The following is a 13,356-nucleotide window of genomic DNA, read 5'->3' as shown; positions in this document are numbered from 1 at the left end:
GCTCAGTGGCCACAGGGCGGCGCTTCGCCGGCGGTAACCGGCGCGCCGCAGCCGATGCAAGTCCTCTCCGGCTCGGCTGCCGGCTCATCGGGGAGCGACAGGTCCGGGTTCGTCCAGCCGCTCAGGTCAGGTTTGTGTTCCATCGAATCTCTCCGTAATGCATGCGCTATATGCACATGTGTTAGCCGATATGGCGAAAAATGAAGGCGGCAGTCATGCAGGCCAGCACCAGACCGTACGCGCCGCCGGCGAGGAACGCTCTGGCGTCGTCGCTCACAGGTAACCCCTCGACTCCATCCAGCGATCTTCACGAACGGCGTCCGCGTGCTCGCACTTGTAGTACTCCTCGCGGTCGCGCCACGCGCGCAAGGCGGCATCAGCCAGCGCGTCCTCGTCCAATTCATCGGCGGCAACCGGCTCGTCAGGGTAGGCCTGCTTGACGATCTCGATTTTGGTTACCGTGAACGATTCGGGCTCCGGCGGCGAGGCATTGCCGGAATAGCCTGCATAGTGGTAGCCAAGGACGTAGACGGTATGCCCGTCGAAGTCGAAGGTCAGGTGGGTGAGGTTCACGATGGCTCCTTGCCAGCGCGGCGAGCTTGAGCTCGGCGCCGATGGATACCGAACAGGAAGCCGGGGGCTTCGTGGGCGTAGGCGCGGCCGTACTCGATCGCGTCCTCGATCAGGTTGCCGTGCGACAGGCACGCGCACGGGACGTGGGCTTTCACCCATTGCCGTATCGACACGCAGTGCTCGCAGGTCTTGAAGAAATCGACCTGGCCGTCCCATTTCCCGGAGGCGCGCTCGTAGTTCTCGCCAGCCTTGATCTGGCGGCGGCACTCGTTGCACCTATGGGCCTTGCGAGCCTTGTGCGTCGCTTGCACATAGAACTCGGGCGCGTCGTAGTCGCAGAAGCAATCCATCTCTCGCTCCCTAGAACGGCAGCCGCGTCTGCCCGCGCTGCGCCATGGATACCAGCGTTCGGAGCAGGGCAACGCCTTCCGCGATAAGTGCTGCCAGCGATTCGGGTTGCTCAGACTCGGCGGCGGCGATCGGCTGGGCCTGCTCTGCGGCGGCCGGCGCGCGCTCATCCAGCCAGGCGCGCGGCACGTAGTACACCGGCTGCTCTCCGTCGCCCGCGATGTTCTCCAGCGGCACGCCGTTTGCCATGCAAAGCTGGATCTCGGCGGCCTTGTCGTGCGGCGAGCGCAGGTTCAGGCGGCGGAGCGCTTCGCTCGGCGGTACGTGGCTATCGCCGCCCTTGCGCGCCACGACGCGCGGGCCGCTGGCCGGGCCTTTGCGCCAGACCATGACCGCCACTCGGCGCTGGCCGGTCGCTCCGTCGTAGGTCTTCTCGCCCGGGGCGTGGCAAATGCCCGATTCCTCCAGGTGGCGCAGGGCGTTTGTGATCATGGCTGGCTTATGCTCCGGCATCCGGTTGGCAAGCATGCGCACGTTGAAGCTGTCCGGCATCGCTTCGAAGTGATACAGCATCAGGGCGCGCGCGCATTCGATGTACTCAGGCTGTCTTCTTTCCATGGGTGGCGGCTCCGGGTTAGGCGGCTTGCTTGTGAAGAGCTGCCTCAATGTGGCGCGTCAGTGCGGCGCAGATCAGCTCGAAATCGCTTTCGTGGTAGAGCTTCGCGGCCTTGTCGGTGGCGGCGTGCTTAAAGCCGAGCGTCGCCAGCCCCTCTGCGGTAAGCGCGATCGGCGCCAGGCGCTCATTGATCTGGCCGAGGCGAAGTGTGGGCGCGCTGGTCGGAGTGGCCCGAGCGGACGCGATCCACGGCGCTGACGGCTTACCAGTGTCGACGGCAGCGACAGCCGGGGCGACAGACGTCGAGATAGGAGTAGCCGCCCCACCAACGTTTCCCATTGCCGCCCGCGTCGCCTCATCTGCCTTGCGCTTTGCTTCCTTCTCGTCTTCCTGCCGCTTGTGCTCAGCAATCCGCGTCGTCACGGCGAGCTCGAAATCCTCGGCCGGCTTCTGGATCAACGTCTGCAGGTCGCGGAACAGGAAAGCATGTTCGGCGTGCGGCTTGTACCAATCCAGCTTGGCGCGCAAATCCTTAGCGGCTGCATCGGCGGCGATCTTGCCGTTAGCCAGCGCTGTATCGAGCTTGTCGTAAAGGCTAGCAATGGTCTTCAGCCCCTTGATAGCGCCGACGAAATCGGGAGCCTGTACAACGATGCTCACGTCATTCAGTTCGGCGTTCAGCGCGGCGACGTGCTCCGCATACTTCTGGCGGCGCTCGGCGACAGCGTTTTCCTTAATCTGCTTCTTCCGGCTCTCGACCAGCTTGTCGAGCGCGAGCCGCTTATCGCGCAATTGCGCCTTGATGTGGTCGACCGTCCGCATCAATTCGTCGATGCTGGCCGTCTGTGCGATGGCTGCGTTCTTCGCGACTTCGAGATTTTCCTCAGCTTCCTTGCAGAACTTGACCGTCGCATCGGCCTGCACGAAGTCCTCGTCGGTCTTCAGGTCCGTCTTGATGTTCGCGATGAACGTCTCAGCGGCAGACCGGAAGGCCGGCAGGTTGCTGGTGATGACCTCGCCGCGGATCTGGACGGCAAGCGCGGGCAGAGCCATGATTGCCTCCGCCTTGGGCTTCTCGGGGATCTCGACGGGCACGTACTCGGCGAGATCCTTCTCGAACTGGGCCCAGCCGGCGACGATGCGCTCTTGCCATGCCGGGTCCGGCAAGACCTCCATGTATTCCATGTTCTCGCGGGTGCCGTCAGATACGGTGAAGATCACCCGCTTGGAACCATGAACCATAATGATCTGCTGGCACTGAGGCTGATGCTCGTCCGGCAGGATCTTGGCGCGCACCGATGCCGCCAGCGCTTCATTCCATTGCTTGTGCTCGAACGCGGTCTCGTCGTCGAGCGTCAGGCCATCGCACGACGCGGACATCATCCCGAGGGACCGCGTCACCGGGTACAAGTCCTGCCCGATGATTTCCTCGACGATCGGCCGGGCCAGTGCCTCGACCTCATGGCCGTAGTCCAGGATGTTCTTCTGAACCCAGTCGCTGAATTCCTTGGGAGTGCCCGTGTGCTTCATGTGAAGCAGTTCCGTGCGCTTGACCTTGGTCGAAATGCCGAGCATCGCAGCGGCTTCGCTGGCGCCGAATTTCGTCAGGCGGAACTGAGCCCATTCGTCAGTTCCCTGCACCAGGTTGTGGGTGATGCGTTCAGTCATTTTCGTGGCTCCAGCTATCGATGGCGGTCTTCTGGTCTTCCGAAAGCTTCGTCTTCGTCTCGATCATGGTGATCAGTTCGGAAGGGGTCTTTTTCTTATCGAGAATCAGCTTTCGCCATTCGGGCGACTTCTTCTGGAATTCCTCGTCGGAGCAAACCGGCATCGGCTTGGCGCCTTCCGGCTTCTGACCATCGCCAGCGCCACCGCCAGCCTGTTCCGCCTTGTTCTCCATGACGGTCTTCCAGGTGGCCTCACCATCCTTGATGGCGCCGTAGATGCCGCGCAGGTCGACGAGCTCGTGCGGCGAGCACGAATCCAGCTGGTGGCCGAGGTACGCAACCAGGTCGGCGGCCTTGACGCCGATGCCGGCGAAGGCGTCCGCGATCTTCTTGCGCTCGGCGTCCGGGTCGCGGGCTGCTTCGTCCATGCGGACCGACTTGATGATGTCTTCGGCTTCGTCCTGCATGTCGCCGGGGATGATGCGCAGGCCCAACGTCCGGATGGCCTTGGAGATCAGCGCCGCGCGCTTGTTGAGCAGGTCGTCATCGTTCGCCGGCACGGTGTAGACGTTCTTGCCGTAGCTGTTCTTGCGAACTGAAATGAACGAGCCATCGTCCATCGGCTTGGAGCGCTCGACCGTCTTGGAGACGCGCACGTCCAGCGGGTAGGTGAGGTTGGATTCCAGATCCGTGACGGAGACGCGGTGCACTTCCTTGGTCTCGTCCTCGAAGATCATCGTCGTCTCGACCAGCACGTTGGTCATGCATCGCAGCGCGACTTCCACGAAGCGGATGCCGAGGCCTTCCACGCCCTGGCCGATCGGCTTGCGGTAGTAGGCGCTCTTGTTGTGGGCGAACGACGGGCGGCGGCACTCGCGCAGCAAGGTCTGGCGGACCTGATCCCAGTCACGCGGCCGCTGCATAGCCATGATGTAGCGGGCCTCGACCATGGCCTTCGCTTGCGCCGCGACGGCAGTGGACGCCGTTTCAACCAGGGCGTGGGTAGTGTGCTGGGCGCCGAACTCATTGCGCACGGCAAGGGCATTGGATGACATTGCGATCTCCTTGTATTGGCGTGGTTTCAGACGGCCGGCGCCTCAACCTTCGCGTACGGGTACTTCTCGGAGAACGGCTTGATGTGCTTGTAGAAATGCGAGCCGATGGATTCCGCGCCACTGAACGCCGCGAACTCTTCGGCGGTTACGTTGCTGTAGTGATAGAGCGACGTCGCTTCGCCTGCCTTGTTCTTGAAGCGGATGGCGAGCCTGCCGGTCTCTGCGTCGTGGCCAATGCTGTGGATCTGCGACGAATCCACGGGTTGCATGGCGATCGAAGGGGTGGTGGCGGTAGTGTTCATCTTCTCCTCACTGGGTACATGTCGATGCTGTTGCTAAATCGTATGCACGAAGATTAGCAGACAGATAACGCATGTGCAAGATCGTGAGTTTAGAAATTTCCGACCCCTTCGTAGAATGGCCGCACAAGAAGAAGGAGGGCGATCATGCGATCGATAACGGGTTGGGTCATTGCCGCGGCTGCGCTCGTGCCGGCGGCGGCTGCCGCGCAGCCGGTCATCCAGACCGGGCCGGGGCCGGGCGGCAACATTCGGATCACCACGCCATGGGGCGACTATCTGGCGATCAAGCAGGCGGGGACGCTGTTCGTCGTGCCTGAGGAGCAGTACACCAAGGGTCTGATCAAGGACTACGCCGCCAGCGCAGGACAGGAACAGGTGACGCTGGCCGGGATCGGGAAGACCTACATAAGCAAGAACGATGTGCAGGTCCAGGTCGGCGGGACGAAGCTGCGCCAAGTGTCCGCGTCAATCGTCGTCGGCGTGCCGGCTGACAAGAGGCTCGGGCGGCCGGCGAAGCCAAAGGATGCCGAGTACGTCCAAATCGTCTGGCTGCAGCAAGGGCCGGGTAAGATCACGGCCAGCCTGTCGGTCGACGGGAAAGCCATTAAGCCGAACGTCTGCCGCTCTGACATGGGCTTCTACAGTTGCGAGTTCACCGTCTCGCACGCTCTGATTCCGCAGCCAGCGGAAGTCATCTTCACCGAGAAGGGCAAGGCGCCGGGCCTGTGGCAGGTCGAATCCCTCAGTCAGGCGCACTACGCCGAGCTGCAGCGCAAGTACGCCGAACTGAAGACGCCTATCGGGGCGGAGGATGCGGCGGATCTGGCGGCGGTGCGGAAAATTGATCCGGCGATTCCGCAGGGGCTGGCTCAATAGAGAGGATGGCCAGGCGCTACCTGGCTCGCTCTACCAGTCCTGATCGGCGTGGCCTTTGCCGAAGGGCGAACCTTATAGAGCGGTTCATCGCTTTCCGGCGCGATACCCTGCGCTCACCCTCACATCATGGCGGCTTGACCCGCCGACTCTCGGTTGCGCACGTGGACTGCCCTGTTAGGGCCTCGTGCGGCAAACCGCCATGCGTCAGGGCGCCGGTCTTTCCCGGCCGTCAAATCGTCACCCACGCCATTATTCGAGAAACTACAGCCTTTCCCTGACATCAGGGAGACCACAGTAACCGCTCTATCTGGCGCCCCAGGAAGGCAGTTTGAATCTGCCGTGAAAGTAGGGCCGATCTGCGGATGTTATTTGCCACCTTCCGCTGGGCAGTCACGTAGCACTGGGCTCGTGTTTGTTGAGGATGTGCAGCGCTCTGCCAGCCTTTCGGCGCGTCGGTCGTGTCGCTTGCGCAATGCACGGCTGCAAACTCCGTCAGCCTTTCGGCTTCACCCTCACGTCATGGCAACTGCGCGGACATAGAACCGCAGACGCCGACTGCTACCTCTAGCCACAATCGACAGTCCAATTGCCATGCGTCAGGGTGCCAGTTACCCGCGTCTGGCGACTCGTCAGACCCCTGCGGCGGGGCAATCTTGAGCCGGGTGGCCGATCTTTCGCTATCGACTGCGCCAGTCCGAGGATGCGCTCTCGCTGGGTCTCGTGGCGGGCCTACCTAGCGACCATCCGCAACGACAGTCATTCGGATTGCCGCGGTACTCTGCGGCGCGGCCCTCTCGGGTGCATACGATAATGCTAATGCGTTAGCGTCGTGTGCGCAAGGGCTTTCGTGCGCAATTCCCTCCCAATCTGCGCCCCATTCCAAGCCCGCAGCGCCCGGCCAGGCGTGGCGAAGTGCCGGCCAGTTCCGCAACACACCAGCCGAAACCACCGCCCATCCTTCGAGATCGAGCAGGGCTGATCCTGCTTGATCTCTAGCCGCGGCTGGCGGCCGCATCTGGCGCAGGGGATTACCGCGCGGGTCATGCCATCAGGCAGTCTGTCGCCATGGTCAGCATGCCGCCTCCTTGAGACCTGTATGCCCAACCGCCTGCCGTACGGTCGAAGCGGCGCGTTCCAGTTCTCCCGCAAGATCCATGAGCCGGCTGAGCGCACTTTGATCGCGCCAGCCCGAGAGATCCTCCAGGGCCTGAGCAACCTTGATAGTGCGGATGTCCGGGCCCGCGTACTCGTGGAACGAAAGACCGGTCTCCTTCTCGAATTGGACGATAAGATCCCTGAGGCGCTGATGGTCACGCGTGCGCATCGCTACTTCGCGCTCCACCTTTTCGGCGATCGCCTTCTGCATTTCGGCCCGCTCGGCCTCAAGCTTCTCCGCTGAGACCTGGTCCAGGCCTTCGTGCCCGCGCCGCATCAGCGAGGCGAAAAATGCCCTGGTGATCGGCTGCGCCTCCAGCTTCGGGCCAGCCTTGATCTGCATCAGGCGATCAGGACGCATTTCAAGAAGGCCCCACGTTGGCGGAAGCTCGCCGTCGGCCACGACGCCTTTCGGCGCTACGATTGTCCAGTAATCGCAGAATCGCTGGATCTCTTCGGCCTTGGCGGGATCTTTAAGCTCGCGCAGCCAATCGCCGCGCGAGACCTTGATCTCGAAGCCGTGGACGGCATGGCCACGCGATTGCCATAGGTTCACCGCCACGGCATCGGCATACCGGGTGCCGCCGCCGGTGCGCGGCGCGACCTCAAACATGGTCGCCCACTCGGGCGCCGCGAACTTCGTGGCGAGCAATTGTCGGGCGAGTTGTGAGGTGTACTTGACCTCGGATCTTGTGGCTTCGGTCATGCCAGGTCTCTTGCGAACATGTCGATGGTGCGGGTGTCGCGTTCGGCGGGGATCTCTTGGGCCGCCGGCACGAATGCCGTACAGCATGGCTGCCCGTCCTTGCCGTATTGCCATTGCGGCGGATACTCGGGGTCTTCCGGGCTGTAGGCCATGGTGTCGGCGATGATCTTGCACACCTCGTTGTCGTCGCAATCGTCCACGTTGTCGCCCTCGCGCATGGACCGGTCTCGCGCGCATTGCCGGCACCAGTTGTCGAAGAAGCATTCGCCCTCGGTGCCATTGCTGGGCTGGTACTTTTGGCCGACGCGCTCGAGGAGCATCTTGGCGAAGGAGTCGGGGTAGATGGCTTGTGTGTTCATGCTGCCTCCTCGTCGATATACCGGCCCGGGCAACCCTTTCCGGCGTAGTCAAAGCCTGTGCACCCATTGCCGGCGTGCTGGCACGGATTGCCGCATTCGGCGCTCATCGGGATAACCTTCCGGCCCCTTGCCTTCTCAATGGAGAGTTCGGCGCGCGCCTCAGCAGGTGACAGCGTCCGGCCGCTGTCATCCCGGAACAGGTTTCGGTAGTCGCGCGGAAACCGGTTGTTCCGCACGAAGCCATCGATGTCCATGCAGAGGCTGAACCGCTTGTGGCGCGTTTCGATGGTCATGCTGCCTCCTTGATCGCGGTGATGATGTCGCGCGCCACCGGCGGGCAGACGGCATCAATGCGCCGCTGCTTTCCTCGACGAACGTTTTCGCAGGACTTGCATCGAGTTCTCGATACTGGCTTGCCGCAATCCACGCAAGGATGGCGTTGTAGGTGTTTCGCATGCCCGTTCTTTGCCTTGCCCCGCGTCGGCGTTGTGATGGCGCGATCAACGCTCCAGCCGGACGCAAGCCGCTTTTGGAGCGTGTCGCGATTGATACCGGTGATCTCCGACCATTCAGCCAGCGTGCGCGTTACTCCGTCGTGCTCCAAGTGCCTATTGTTTCGACGGTTCCGGTCGTTGACCTTTCGAGTGGCCCAGCGGCAGTTGCCCGGCGAATACCCCTTGTCGTTATCGATCCGGTCCAGTTCGTGCTTTGGTGACGGCTTTTGGCCCATGTCTGCGAGGAAGTTCTCGGGCGAATCAAGCCATCTGTCGCAAACAGTGATGCCTCGGCCGCCGTAGTCGGCGTATGCAGCGTTGTCAGGATTGCAGCAACGAAGCCGCATTGTTTGCCAAGCGCGGTATTCCGGTGTGTAAGACAGGCCGTGGATATAGGTGCCGCCGGCGAATAGATCGATCGCTCTCATATGCTCCTCGGAATAAAAAGGCAGCGCCCGACGATTTAGGGGGAAATTGGGCGCCGCTGAAACTTGTCAGTGGACGCGGAAGGTGACGGCCGCCGGCAGTTCGGCCAGCGCGCGCTTTGTCCGGGTCGCGCGCTCGGCTTCCTCTTCGTCGATTTCGCGCTCAGTGCTCAGCACCAGGCCGATCACGTCGCGCAGGTAGACCTGCAGCAACTCGCGGCCTAGAGAAGCCATTGCGGCGTCGCTCAGGTCGTCGCGGAGGATCGCGTCTGCAATCGGGCGCATGTAGCCGCCGGCCTCGATGTCGTTATCGTTGGCGGTGTCGGTGGGCTTGGCCACGATGGCCATGGCCACAAGCCTTTCTGCGTCGGTGAAGTTGCGTCCCATGTCAGTCTCCAGCGGTAACGAAGGCTTCGAACTGCGCGTCATCCATGTCCGTGCAGTCGGTCCAGTCGGGATAGATGGCGGTCTTCTCTGCCGGAAAGATCCAGCGGAATACCGTGCGGTCAGGGCTTGCGCAGAAGCGGAAGCCTTCGTCTCTCAGGGTGGCCATGGCGGAGTCAGGCGGCCATCAGTTCGGCGGCCAGCTTCGCGGCAGCGATCGCGCCGGCGGCTTGCTCAGCGGCGCGGGCTTCGGCGGCGGCATCCTGGCGCTTGCCTTCGGCAACCATCTCGCGCGCTTCGTCGGTGCTGATCTTTGAAATGCCCTGATGGGGCACAAACGCATAAAACTGCTCGCCGCGCAGGAGAACGTACGCATCCGGGGCATAGTCGCCGGGGGTGGCGACAGCGGCGATCACGGTCAGGCCCGACAGAAAGCCAACCTTCACTTGTTGGCCGACTTCCCATGCTTGCTTGGCCTTCTTGATCATTTCCCGCTCCGGTTTGCTAACGTATGTGCAAACTATAGCAACACGATAACGTGTGTGCAATAACGTTAGCAAAGAATTTTTAGCGGATGAGCCCGGAGCGTTGGAAATAGGGATCGAGCGCGGCGAAAAACTGGGCCGTGACAGCCTCCATGGCTGTCTTGATCTTCGGCTCGTACCGCTGGATCGTCCGCTTGTGCACGCCGACCTTCTCCGCGATGCGTTCGCACGACAAGCAGCGGACTTGGCCGAATTCGATGTGCCGGCGCATCAGAAGGAAGCGCATTTGCCCGTTGACGACGCCGGAGGCCTCGGCCAGGTGGGCGCTCAGCACTTGGTTGCCGGTCTTGCGCTCGCTGTCTTCCCACGAGTAGGCCGCCCAGCCATAGGCGCTCAGCAGCTCGGGCAGGCTCTCCACGTGGCCCCGGATCATGGCCGCCTGGCCGTGCTGGTCCTGAATGCTCAGGTCGCCGTCCGCAGACTTGTTCGTGCCGCTGGCGCCGGCCATGGCCCGCTGGGCATCGGAGACCTTGCAGATAGGCTGCTGGGCGATGGCATAGGCCCAGCGGAGAACTGCGTCGGTGTCGCGGAATACCTTCATTGATCGCTCCCGTCGTTATATTGGTTGCACCGCCGGCCGTGCTTCTTTGGCGTGCCGTCGGCGTTCTTCAGGCCGCAGGTCATCAGGACCGTGCCGAATAGCTCGTTGCGGACCTCTAGGACACACCCACGGCAGGTGAAGGATTCGGCCTTGAGCAGTTGCTCGAGCGGGTCGCGATATTGATGCTGGGGAAAGGCCATCAGCGCCCTCGGTGCAGCGCGTCCAGCGTGGCGTTCAGCAGGTCCAGTTCTGTCATCTTGAGGATGCGCAGGTATGTCCGGTCCCCATGGATGCCGTTCTTTCCCTGGTGGCAATCGTCGTGGCAGAGCGGCAGCACGAGGAAGTTGCCGGCCCGCTGCGCTCCGCCTTGCCCCTCGCGGATGTGGTGCACATCCGTTGGCGACTCTTGCCGGCGGTCAAGGAGCGTGCAGCAGATGCAGTTCATGGCCTTGACCCGGCCCATGTGCTCGCGCTCGGCCTTGGTGGCGGTCTTGCTCATCCCCGCACCCCCTGCTTCCAGCGCATGAATGGAAGGCGGATCTCCGCGTGAAACATTTCGGCTGATTCCGGGATGTGGTCGAGCTCCGCGCGGCTTTCGATCTGGCAGACGTCGCGGATGACCTGCGCCGCGGCCTCGGCATCCGCGACAGGCGCTGTGCTCGGCGTTCTGGCACTCAGGAAGGCCCAGAAGTCAGGATCGCTGCACCACATGCCCGCCAGCTTTGCCAGCGCGCCGCCGACAGGTGCGTGCTCCTTTGCGGCCGGCTGCTGGACTGGCTGCTCGTCGTCGCCCACTTCGACCAGCGCGGCCATGAAGCGATGGCCGGCGGTATTGCCCTTGCGCACGGTCAGCGCTCGGAACGCGTCTAGGTCCGTAGCATCCGGCAGCCAGAAGGTCACCTTGCAGCCGCCGTTGTGCGTCTCGCTCCAGCCGGCCAACTGCATCTCGCCGGCGAACGTCGGTCTGATCTCGCTCATGATCTCGTCAGTGCATTGAAAGCTTTTGCATAGCCCTGCACCCAGTTGGCATGCAGAGTCGTGCCGCGGTCATGGGGACAGAAGGCGAAGCCATAGGGTCGGTAGACCTTCGCGCGACGGCCGATGCGGAAGGCCATGACGCCGTCGTCTTCTACGCTTGGGAAGGGGATGGGCGGGCGGATCATTACTTGACGACGATGTCCGGCAGAATCACGGACGGCTTGAATACCACCTTGTAGTGGAAGGTGCTGACGCCGGCCGGTTCCAGTTGCTCGATGAAGTAGGTCACGTTGTCGGACAGGCCGAGGTAGTGCTTCTTGAACGTCGAGGGGCCAGTCTTGCAGGTGATGGATACCTTGCGCGATGAATCAGCGTCCAACGAGCAGAGTCCTTCGATGCTGAGCATGTAGTCGCCGGTGATGCCGTTGTAAAAGACGACACGGCGGTTGATCTCGAAGTTGTCGGCGGCTTGCGAGAGATTGCGGGAAGCGACCTGTGCATCGTTGCAAGCGGACAAGGCCGCAGTAGTTGCAAGGGCGACAAGCAATGCGATGGGTTTCATACTCTCTCCTATTTGCCGGTCATTTGCCGGTCATTTGACGGTCATTTGATGGGCTGCCGTCACGGCCACCGCCAAGGCCGCCCATGCATGCGACTTGACGCCATACAGCGGCCCCGGCGATGCCTTCTTGCCTACTGCCGCCTCTTTGCCGCCGAACATGTCGAGCAGCGCGACGCGAATGTTTGCGTCCTTGGCGCGCGGTGAGCTGCAGAGGTGCAGCTTCACGTCCTTGCGGTAGACGAGGCGCACCTCATCCGGCCTGCGCCATATCTGCTGAAAGCGTCCGATCCAACGTACCGTCTCGAACACTTCGCGCCCGACTGGCATACCGTATGAGGCGACCATCTCAATCGCCAACTCAGAAGCCGGCATGAACCGAATCTCTTCGAGCATGATGTCGTTCGGCTTCACGCCGGATCCCATCACAACGCCCCGCTCGGGGTGGTAGAGGCACCAGCCGGATTCCTCGGTGCCGGGGTCTATGCTCAGAATCGTGGTCATGCGTCAGATCCCGGCGATGTTGGGCAGCACGTCGCTACGCATAGTGTTTTCACACCAAAGCTGCCAGTAATCGGGTGCGGGTGATGCCACATCAGAAGCGACAGCCAGCCGGCGATGAATGCGTTAAGCGGGTACATGTGCTACCTCCTCTTCAGGAGCGAAAATCATCCGGAAGCCAAGGCCCTCGGCGATCTTTGCCTCAAGCCGAGCGCCGCGCGATTTCTCCCAGCCCGGAAGCAGGTAGATCGCATCGCACGTCACCAGCTCGCGGATGTCGGCGCGCATGCATTCCAGCCAGCCGGCGGAAGGGTCGGCGTTGATCTCAGCCGGGTTCACGACGTCATGGCCTTCGGCGCGCAAGGCGCGAGCGGCCTCGTGAAAAGCGGGGAAATTGAGAAGGGGAATCCCGGACATAGGCCCCGCGATGTAGGTCCGCATCATCGCCGCTCCCACTGAACCGACTCAGCCAGGCGCCAGTGCGAATGGAGGTAGGCCTCGTAGCCCTTGATGTGGCCTGAGCCGGCGATTTGGTGGCGGACTAGTTCTTGCTCTGAGGTCGTCGGCGCCCAGTACACGACGTGGCCCGCGACATTGCGCCCCTTGCGGAGGAGGGCGCTGTTGGCTGCCCTGTCGGCGAGATTGCCCATCTTCTTTTCGGTTGAGCCGAAGCGATGAAGCAGGTCGTCGACGGTGAACTGCTCGCCGGCGCGCGCCATCAGCGCGTCGACGACTTCAAGCATCTTCACCGGTCTCGCCTTGTTCGCGGACACGTCTTTCAGTACGGCGGCTGTCATGCAGCACTCCTCTCTTGTTGCTCGAGTTCGATCTTTAGTTGGGTGGTGGTGACGAGGCTCGACGCGTAGGCGAGCGTCATGGACATCGTTTCGCGGCGCAGGACGGCGAGATCGCGCTTCACTGCGGCACAGTCGTCGAGGGTGAGGGGGCTGGAGTACTCCAGCTTGTTGGTGAGCCGGCGCAGGCTATCCAGCGGCATCGCACGGCCGCAGCGGGTGGCGTGCGTGGCGTAGGCGTCGACGATCCCCTCGACAGCGGGCACAGTCGCGTACCAGTGACCGTCGCTGGAGTCCTTGAAGATCGGCATGCCCTGCTTGTCGGTGGTGACCGTGCCGTCTTGCTCGATCTGGCGGAGAATCGCCTCCAGCGGTCCGAAGACTGCGGCGACGCGCCAAGGCTGGGTGGACAGCTTCACGTCGCCGGCCGATCTCATCGGGCGGTAGGCCTTGGTGCGCTTCTTGTTGCCTGCCATAG

Annotated in this window: 24 protein-coding genes; 1 reads left to right on the top strand and 23 read right to left on the bottom strand. The window is 62.5% G+C overall.

From position 1 onward, the window contains the following. Positions 1-2 precede the first annotated feature (2 nt). The 7 genes from E5S69_RS20610 to E5S69_RS20580 all read right to left on the bottom strand — a co-directional run bounded on the left by E5S69_RS20610 (position 3) and on the right by E5S69_RS20580 (position 4,561). Positions 3-143 (bottom strand): hypothetical protein, encoded by a 141-nt coding sequence (locus E5S69_RS20610; protein ID WP_171516474.1) that lies wholly within the window; start codon positions 141-143, stop codon positions 3-5. A gap of 130 nt (positions 144-273) precedes the next feature. Continuing rightward, complete coding sequence (locus E5S69_RS20605) at positions 274-573, bottom strand: hypothetical protein (RefSeq protein WP_171516473.1); 300 nt, start codon at positions 571-573, stop codon at positions 274-276. After that, on the bottom strand, positions 570-923 hold the full coding sequence (locus tag E5S69_RS20600; protein ID WP_171516472.1) for a hypothetical protein: 354 nt from the start codon (positions 921-923) through the stop codon (positions 570-572). Before E5S69_RS20600 ends, E5S69_RS20605 begins: the two co-directional genes overlap by 4 nt. Positions 924-933: 10 nt before the next feature. Further along, positions 934-1,587 carry a hypothetical protein gene (locus E5S69_RS20595; RefSeq protein WP_171516471.1) on the bottom strand — a complete coding sequence of 218 codons (654 nt, stop codon included), beginning with the start codon at positions 1,585-1,587 and terminating at the stop codon, positions 934-936. Continuing rightward, complete coding sequence (locus E5S69_RS20590) at positions 1,556-3,205, bottom strand: YqaJ viral recombinase family protein (RefSeq protein ID WP_171516470.1); 1,650 nt, start codon at positions 3,203-3,205, stop codon at positions 1,556-1,558. Before E5S69_RS20590 ends, E5S69_RS20595 begins: the two co-directional genes overlap by 32 nt. Next, positions 3,198-4,238: a hypothetical protein gene (locus tag E5S69_RS20585; RefSeq protein WP_336510607.1), complete on the bottom strand. Its 1,041-nt coding sequence runs from the start codon at positions 4,236-4,238 to the stop codon at positions 3,198-3,200. Before E5S69_RS20585 ends, E5S69_RS20590 begins: the two co-directional genes overlap by 8 nt. Before the next feature lie 47 nt (positions 4,239-4,285). Then, on the bottom strand, positions 4,286-4,561 hold the full coding sequence (locus E5S69_RS20580) for a KTSC domain-containing protein (protein ID WP_171516468.1): 276 nt from the start codon (positions 4,559-4,561) through the stop codon (positions 4,286-4,288). A 144-nt stretch (positions 4,562-4,705) separates the two neighbouring features. On the opposite strand from E5S69_RS20580, the gene E5S69_RS20575 reads away from it, so the two are divergent. Beyond that, positions 4,706-5,437 (top strand): hypothetical protein, encoded by a 732-nt coding sequence (locus E5S69_RS20575; protein WP_171516467.1) that lies wholly within the window; start codon positions 4,706-4,708, stop codon positions 5,435-5,437. Positions 5,438-6,506: 1,069 nt separating this feature from the next. On the opposite strand, the gene E5S69_RS20570 is transcribed toward E5S69_RS20575, so the two are convergent. From E5S69_RS20570 to E5S69_RS20495, 16 genes are all read right to left on the bottom strand, one after another. Beyond that, positions 6,507-7,298, bottom strand: a complete 792-nt coding sequence (locus E5S69_RS20570) for a hypothetical protein (RefSeq protein WP_171516466.1) — start codon at positions 7,296-7,298, stop codon at positions 6,507-6,509. Next, the gene (locus E5S69_RS20565; protein ID WP_171516465.1) at positions 7,295-7,657 is read right to left on the bottom strand and encodes a hypothetical protein; all 363 of its coding nucleotides are present in this window, start codon (positions 7,655-7,657) and stop codon (positions 7,295-7,297) included. The genes E5S69_RS20570 and E5S69_RS20565 overlap by 4 nt, the downstream gene beginning before the upstream one ends. Further along, positions 7,654-7,950: a hypothetical protein gene (locus tag E5S69_RS20560; protein ID WP_171516464.1), complete on the bottom strand. Its 297-nt coding sequence runs from the start codon at positions 7,948-7,950 to the stop codon at positions 7,654-7,656. The genes E5S69_RS20565 and E5S69_RS20560 overlap by 4 nt, the downstream gene beginning before the upstream one ends. Continuing rightward, on the bottom strand, positions 7,947-8,579 hold the full coding sequence (locus E5S69_RS20555; protein WP_171516463.1) for a hypothetical protein: 633 nt from the start codon (positions 8,577-8,579) through the stop codon (positions 7,947-7,949). Before E5S69_RS20555 ends, E5S69_RS20560 begins: the two co-directional genes overlap by 4 nt. A 66-nt stretch (positions 8,580-8,645) precedes the next feature. Continuing rightward, complete coding sequence (locus E5S69_RS20550; RefSeq protein ID WP_171516301.1) at positions 8,646-8,963, bottom strand: hypothetical protein; 318 nt, start codon at positions 8,961-8,963, stop codon at positions 8,646-8,648. A gap of 1 nt (position 8,964) precedes the next feature. Further along, positions 8,965-9,129 (bottom strand): hypothetical protein, encoded by a 165-nt coding sequence (locus E5S69_RS20545; RefSeq protein WP_171516462.1) that lies wholly within the window; start codon positions 9,127-9,129, stop codon positions 8,965-8,967. 7 nt (positions 9,130-9,136) lie between these two features. Beyond that, the gene (locus tag E5S69_RS20540; RefSeq protein WP_171516461.1) at positions 9,137-9,448 is read right to left on the bottom strand and encodes a hypothetical protein; all 312 of its coding nucleotides are present in this window, start codon (positions 9,446-9,448) and stop codon (positions 9,137-9,139) included. Positions 9,449-9,527: 79 nt separating this feature from the next. Continuing rightward, positions 9,528-10,046: a hypothetical protein gene (locus E5S69_RS20535; RefSeq protein ID WP_171516460.1), complete on the bottom strand. Its 519-nt coding sequence runs from the start codon at positions 10,044-10,046 to the stop codon at positions 9,528-9,530. Beyond that, a complete protein-coding gene (locus tag E5S69_RS20530; protein ID WP_171516459.1) occupies positions 10,043-10,246 on the bottom strand; it encodes a hypothetical protein in 204 nt (67 codons plus the stop codon). The genes E5S69_RS20535 and E5S69_RS20530 overlap by 4 nt, the downstream gene beginning before the upstream one ends. Further along, complete coding sequence (locus tag E5S69_RS20525) at positions 10,246-10,545, bottom strand: Ref family recombination enhancement nuclease (protein ID WP_171516458.1); 300 nt, start codon at positions 10,543-10,545, stop codon at positions 10,246-10,248. Before E5S69_RS20525 ends, E5S69_RS20530 begins: the two co-directional genes overlap by 1 nt. After that, positions 10,542-11,024, bottom strand: a complete 483-nt coding sequence (locus E5S69_RS20520) for a hypothetical protein (protein ID WP_171516457.1) — start codon at positions 11,022-11,024, stop codon at positions 10,542-10,544. The genes E5S69_RS20525 and E5S69_RS20520 overlap by 4 nt, the downstream gene beginning before the upstream one ends. A gap of 184 nt (positions 11,025-11,208) precedes the next feature. Beyond that, positions 11,209-11,586 carry a hypothetical protein gene (locus tag E5S69_RS20515; RefSeq protein ID WP_171516456.1) on the bottom strand — a complete coding sequence of 126 codons (378 nt, stop codon included), beginning with the start codon at positions 11,584-11,586 and terminating at the stop codon, positions 11,209-11,211. A gap of 30 nt (positions 11,587-11,616) precedes the next feature. Then, on the bottom strand, positions 11,617-12,087 hold the full coding sequence (locus E5S69_RS20510; protein WP_171516455.1) for a hypothetical protein: 471 nt from the start codon (positions 12,085-12,087) through the stop codon (positions 11,617-11,619). Between the two features lie 123 nt (positions 12,088-12,210). Next, positions 12,211-12,528 (bottom strand): DUF4406 domain-containing protein, encoded by a 318-nt coding sequence (locus E5S69_RS20505; RefSeq protein WP_171516454.1) that lies wholly within the window; start codon positions 12,526-12,528, stop codon positions 12,211-12,213. Next, positions 12,525-12,881: a hypothetical protein gene (locus tag E5S69_RS20500; protein WP_171516453.1), complete on the bottom strand. Its 357-nt coding sequence runs from the start codon at positions 12,879-12,881 to the stop codon at positions 12,525-12,527. Before E5S69_RS20500 ends, E5S69_RS20505 begins: the two co-directional genes overlap by 4 nt. Continuing rightward, positions 12,878-13,354, bottom strand: a complete 477-nt coding sequence (locus E5S69_RS20495; RefSeq protein WP_171516452.1) for a hypothetical protein — start codon at positions 13,352-13,354, stop codon at positions 12,878-12,880. Before E5S69_RS20495 ends, E5S69_RS20500 begins: the two co-directional genes overlap by 4 nt. Positions 13,355-13,356: the final 2 nt, after the last annotated feature.

This window comes from Cupriavidus necator (genome assembly GCF_013141915.1).
In the GTDB taxonomy this organism is placed as follows: Bacteria; Pseudomonadota; Gammaproteobacteria; order Burkholderiales; family Burkholderiaceae; genus Cupriavidus; species Cupriavidus necator_B.
The sequence above is the reverse complement of the archived record's forward strand: the minus strand, read 5'-3'. Positions and strand labels throughout refer to the sequence as shown.

Coding starts and splice junctions, on each gene's coding strand:
- E5S69_RS20610 (WP_171516474.1), bottom strand. CDS start 143: ATGGAACACAAACCTGACCTGAGCGGCTGGACGAACCCGGACCTGTCG.
- E5S69_RS20600 (WP_171516472.1), bottom strand. CDS start 923: ATGGATTGCTTCTGCGACTACGACGCGCCCGAGTTCTATGTGCAAGCG.
- E5S69_RS20590 (WP_171516470.1), bottom strand. CDS start 3,205: ATGACTGAACGCATCACCCACAACCTGGTGCAGGGAACTGACGAATGG.
- E5S69_RS20580 (WP_171516468.1), bottom strand. CDS start 4,561: ATGAACACTACCGCCACCACCCCTTCGATCGCCATGCAACCCGTGGAT.
- E5S69_RS20575 (WP_171516467.1), top strand. CDS start 4,706: ATGCGATCGATAACGGGTTGGGTCATTGCCGCGGCTGCGCTCGTGCCG.
- E5S69_RS20570 (WP_171516466.1), bottom strand. CDS start 7,298: ATGACCGAAGCCACAAGATCCGAGGTCAAGTACACCTCACAACTCGCC.
- E5S69_RS20565 (WP_171516465.1), bottom strand. CDS start 7,657: ATGAACACACAAGCCATCTACCCCGACTCCTTCGCCAAGATGCTCCTC.
- E5S69_RS20560 (WP_171516464.1), bottom strand. CDS start 7,950: ATGACCATCGAAACGCGCCACAAGCGGTTCAGCCTCTGCATGGACATC.
- E5S69_RS20555 (WP_171516463.1), bottom strand. CDS start 8,579: ATGAGAGCGATCGATCTATTCGCCGGCGGCACCTATATCCACGGCCTG.
- E5S69_RS20550 (WP_171516301.1), bottom strand. CDS start 8,963: ATGGGACGCAACTTCACCGACGCAGAAAGGCTTGTGGCCATGGCCATC.
- E5S69_RS20545 (WP_171516462.1), bottom strand. CDS start 9,129: ATGGCCACCCTGAGAGACGAAGGCTTCCGCTTCTGCGCAAGCCCTGAC.
- E5S69_RS20540 (WP_171516461.1), bottom strand. CDS start 9,448: ATGATCAAGAAGGCCAAGCAAGCATGGGAAGTCGGCCAACAAGTGAAG.
- E5S69_RS20535 (WP_171516460.1), bottom strand. CDS start 10,046: ATGAAGGTATTCCGCGACACCGACGCAGTTCTCCGCTGGGCCTATGCC.
- E5S69_RS20530 (WP_171516459.1), bottom strand. CDS start 10,246: ATGGCCTTTCCCCAGCATCAATATCGCGACCCGCTCGAGCAACTGCTC.
- E5S69_RS20525 (WP_171516458.1), bottom strand. CDS start 10,545: ATGAGCAAGACCGCCACCAAGGCCGAGCGCGAGCACATGGGCCGGGTC.
- E5S69_RS20520 (WP_171516457.1), bottom strand. CDS start 11,024: ATGAGCGAGATCAGACCGACGTTCGCCGGCGAGATGCAGTTGGCCGGC.
- E5S69_RS20515 (WP_171516456.1), bottom strand. CDS start 11,586: ATGAAACCCATCGCATTGCTTGTCGCCCTTGCAACTACTGCGGCCTTG.
- E5S69_RS20510 (WP_171516455.1), bottom strand. CDS start 12,087: ATGACCACGATTCTGAGCATAGACCCCGGCACCGAGGAATCCGGCTGG.
- E5S69_RS20505 (WP_171516454.1), bottom strand. CDS start 12,528: ATGATGCGGACCTACATCGCGGGGCCTATGTCCGGGATTCCCCTTCTC.
- E5S69_RS20500 (WP_171516453.1), bottom strand. CDS start 12,881: ATGACAGCCGCCGTACTGAAAGACGTGTCCGCGAACAAGGCGAGACCG.
- E5S69_RS20495 (WP_171516452.1), bottom strand. CDS start 13,354: ATGGCAGGCAACAAGAAGCGCACCAAGGCCTACCGCCCGATGAGATCG.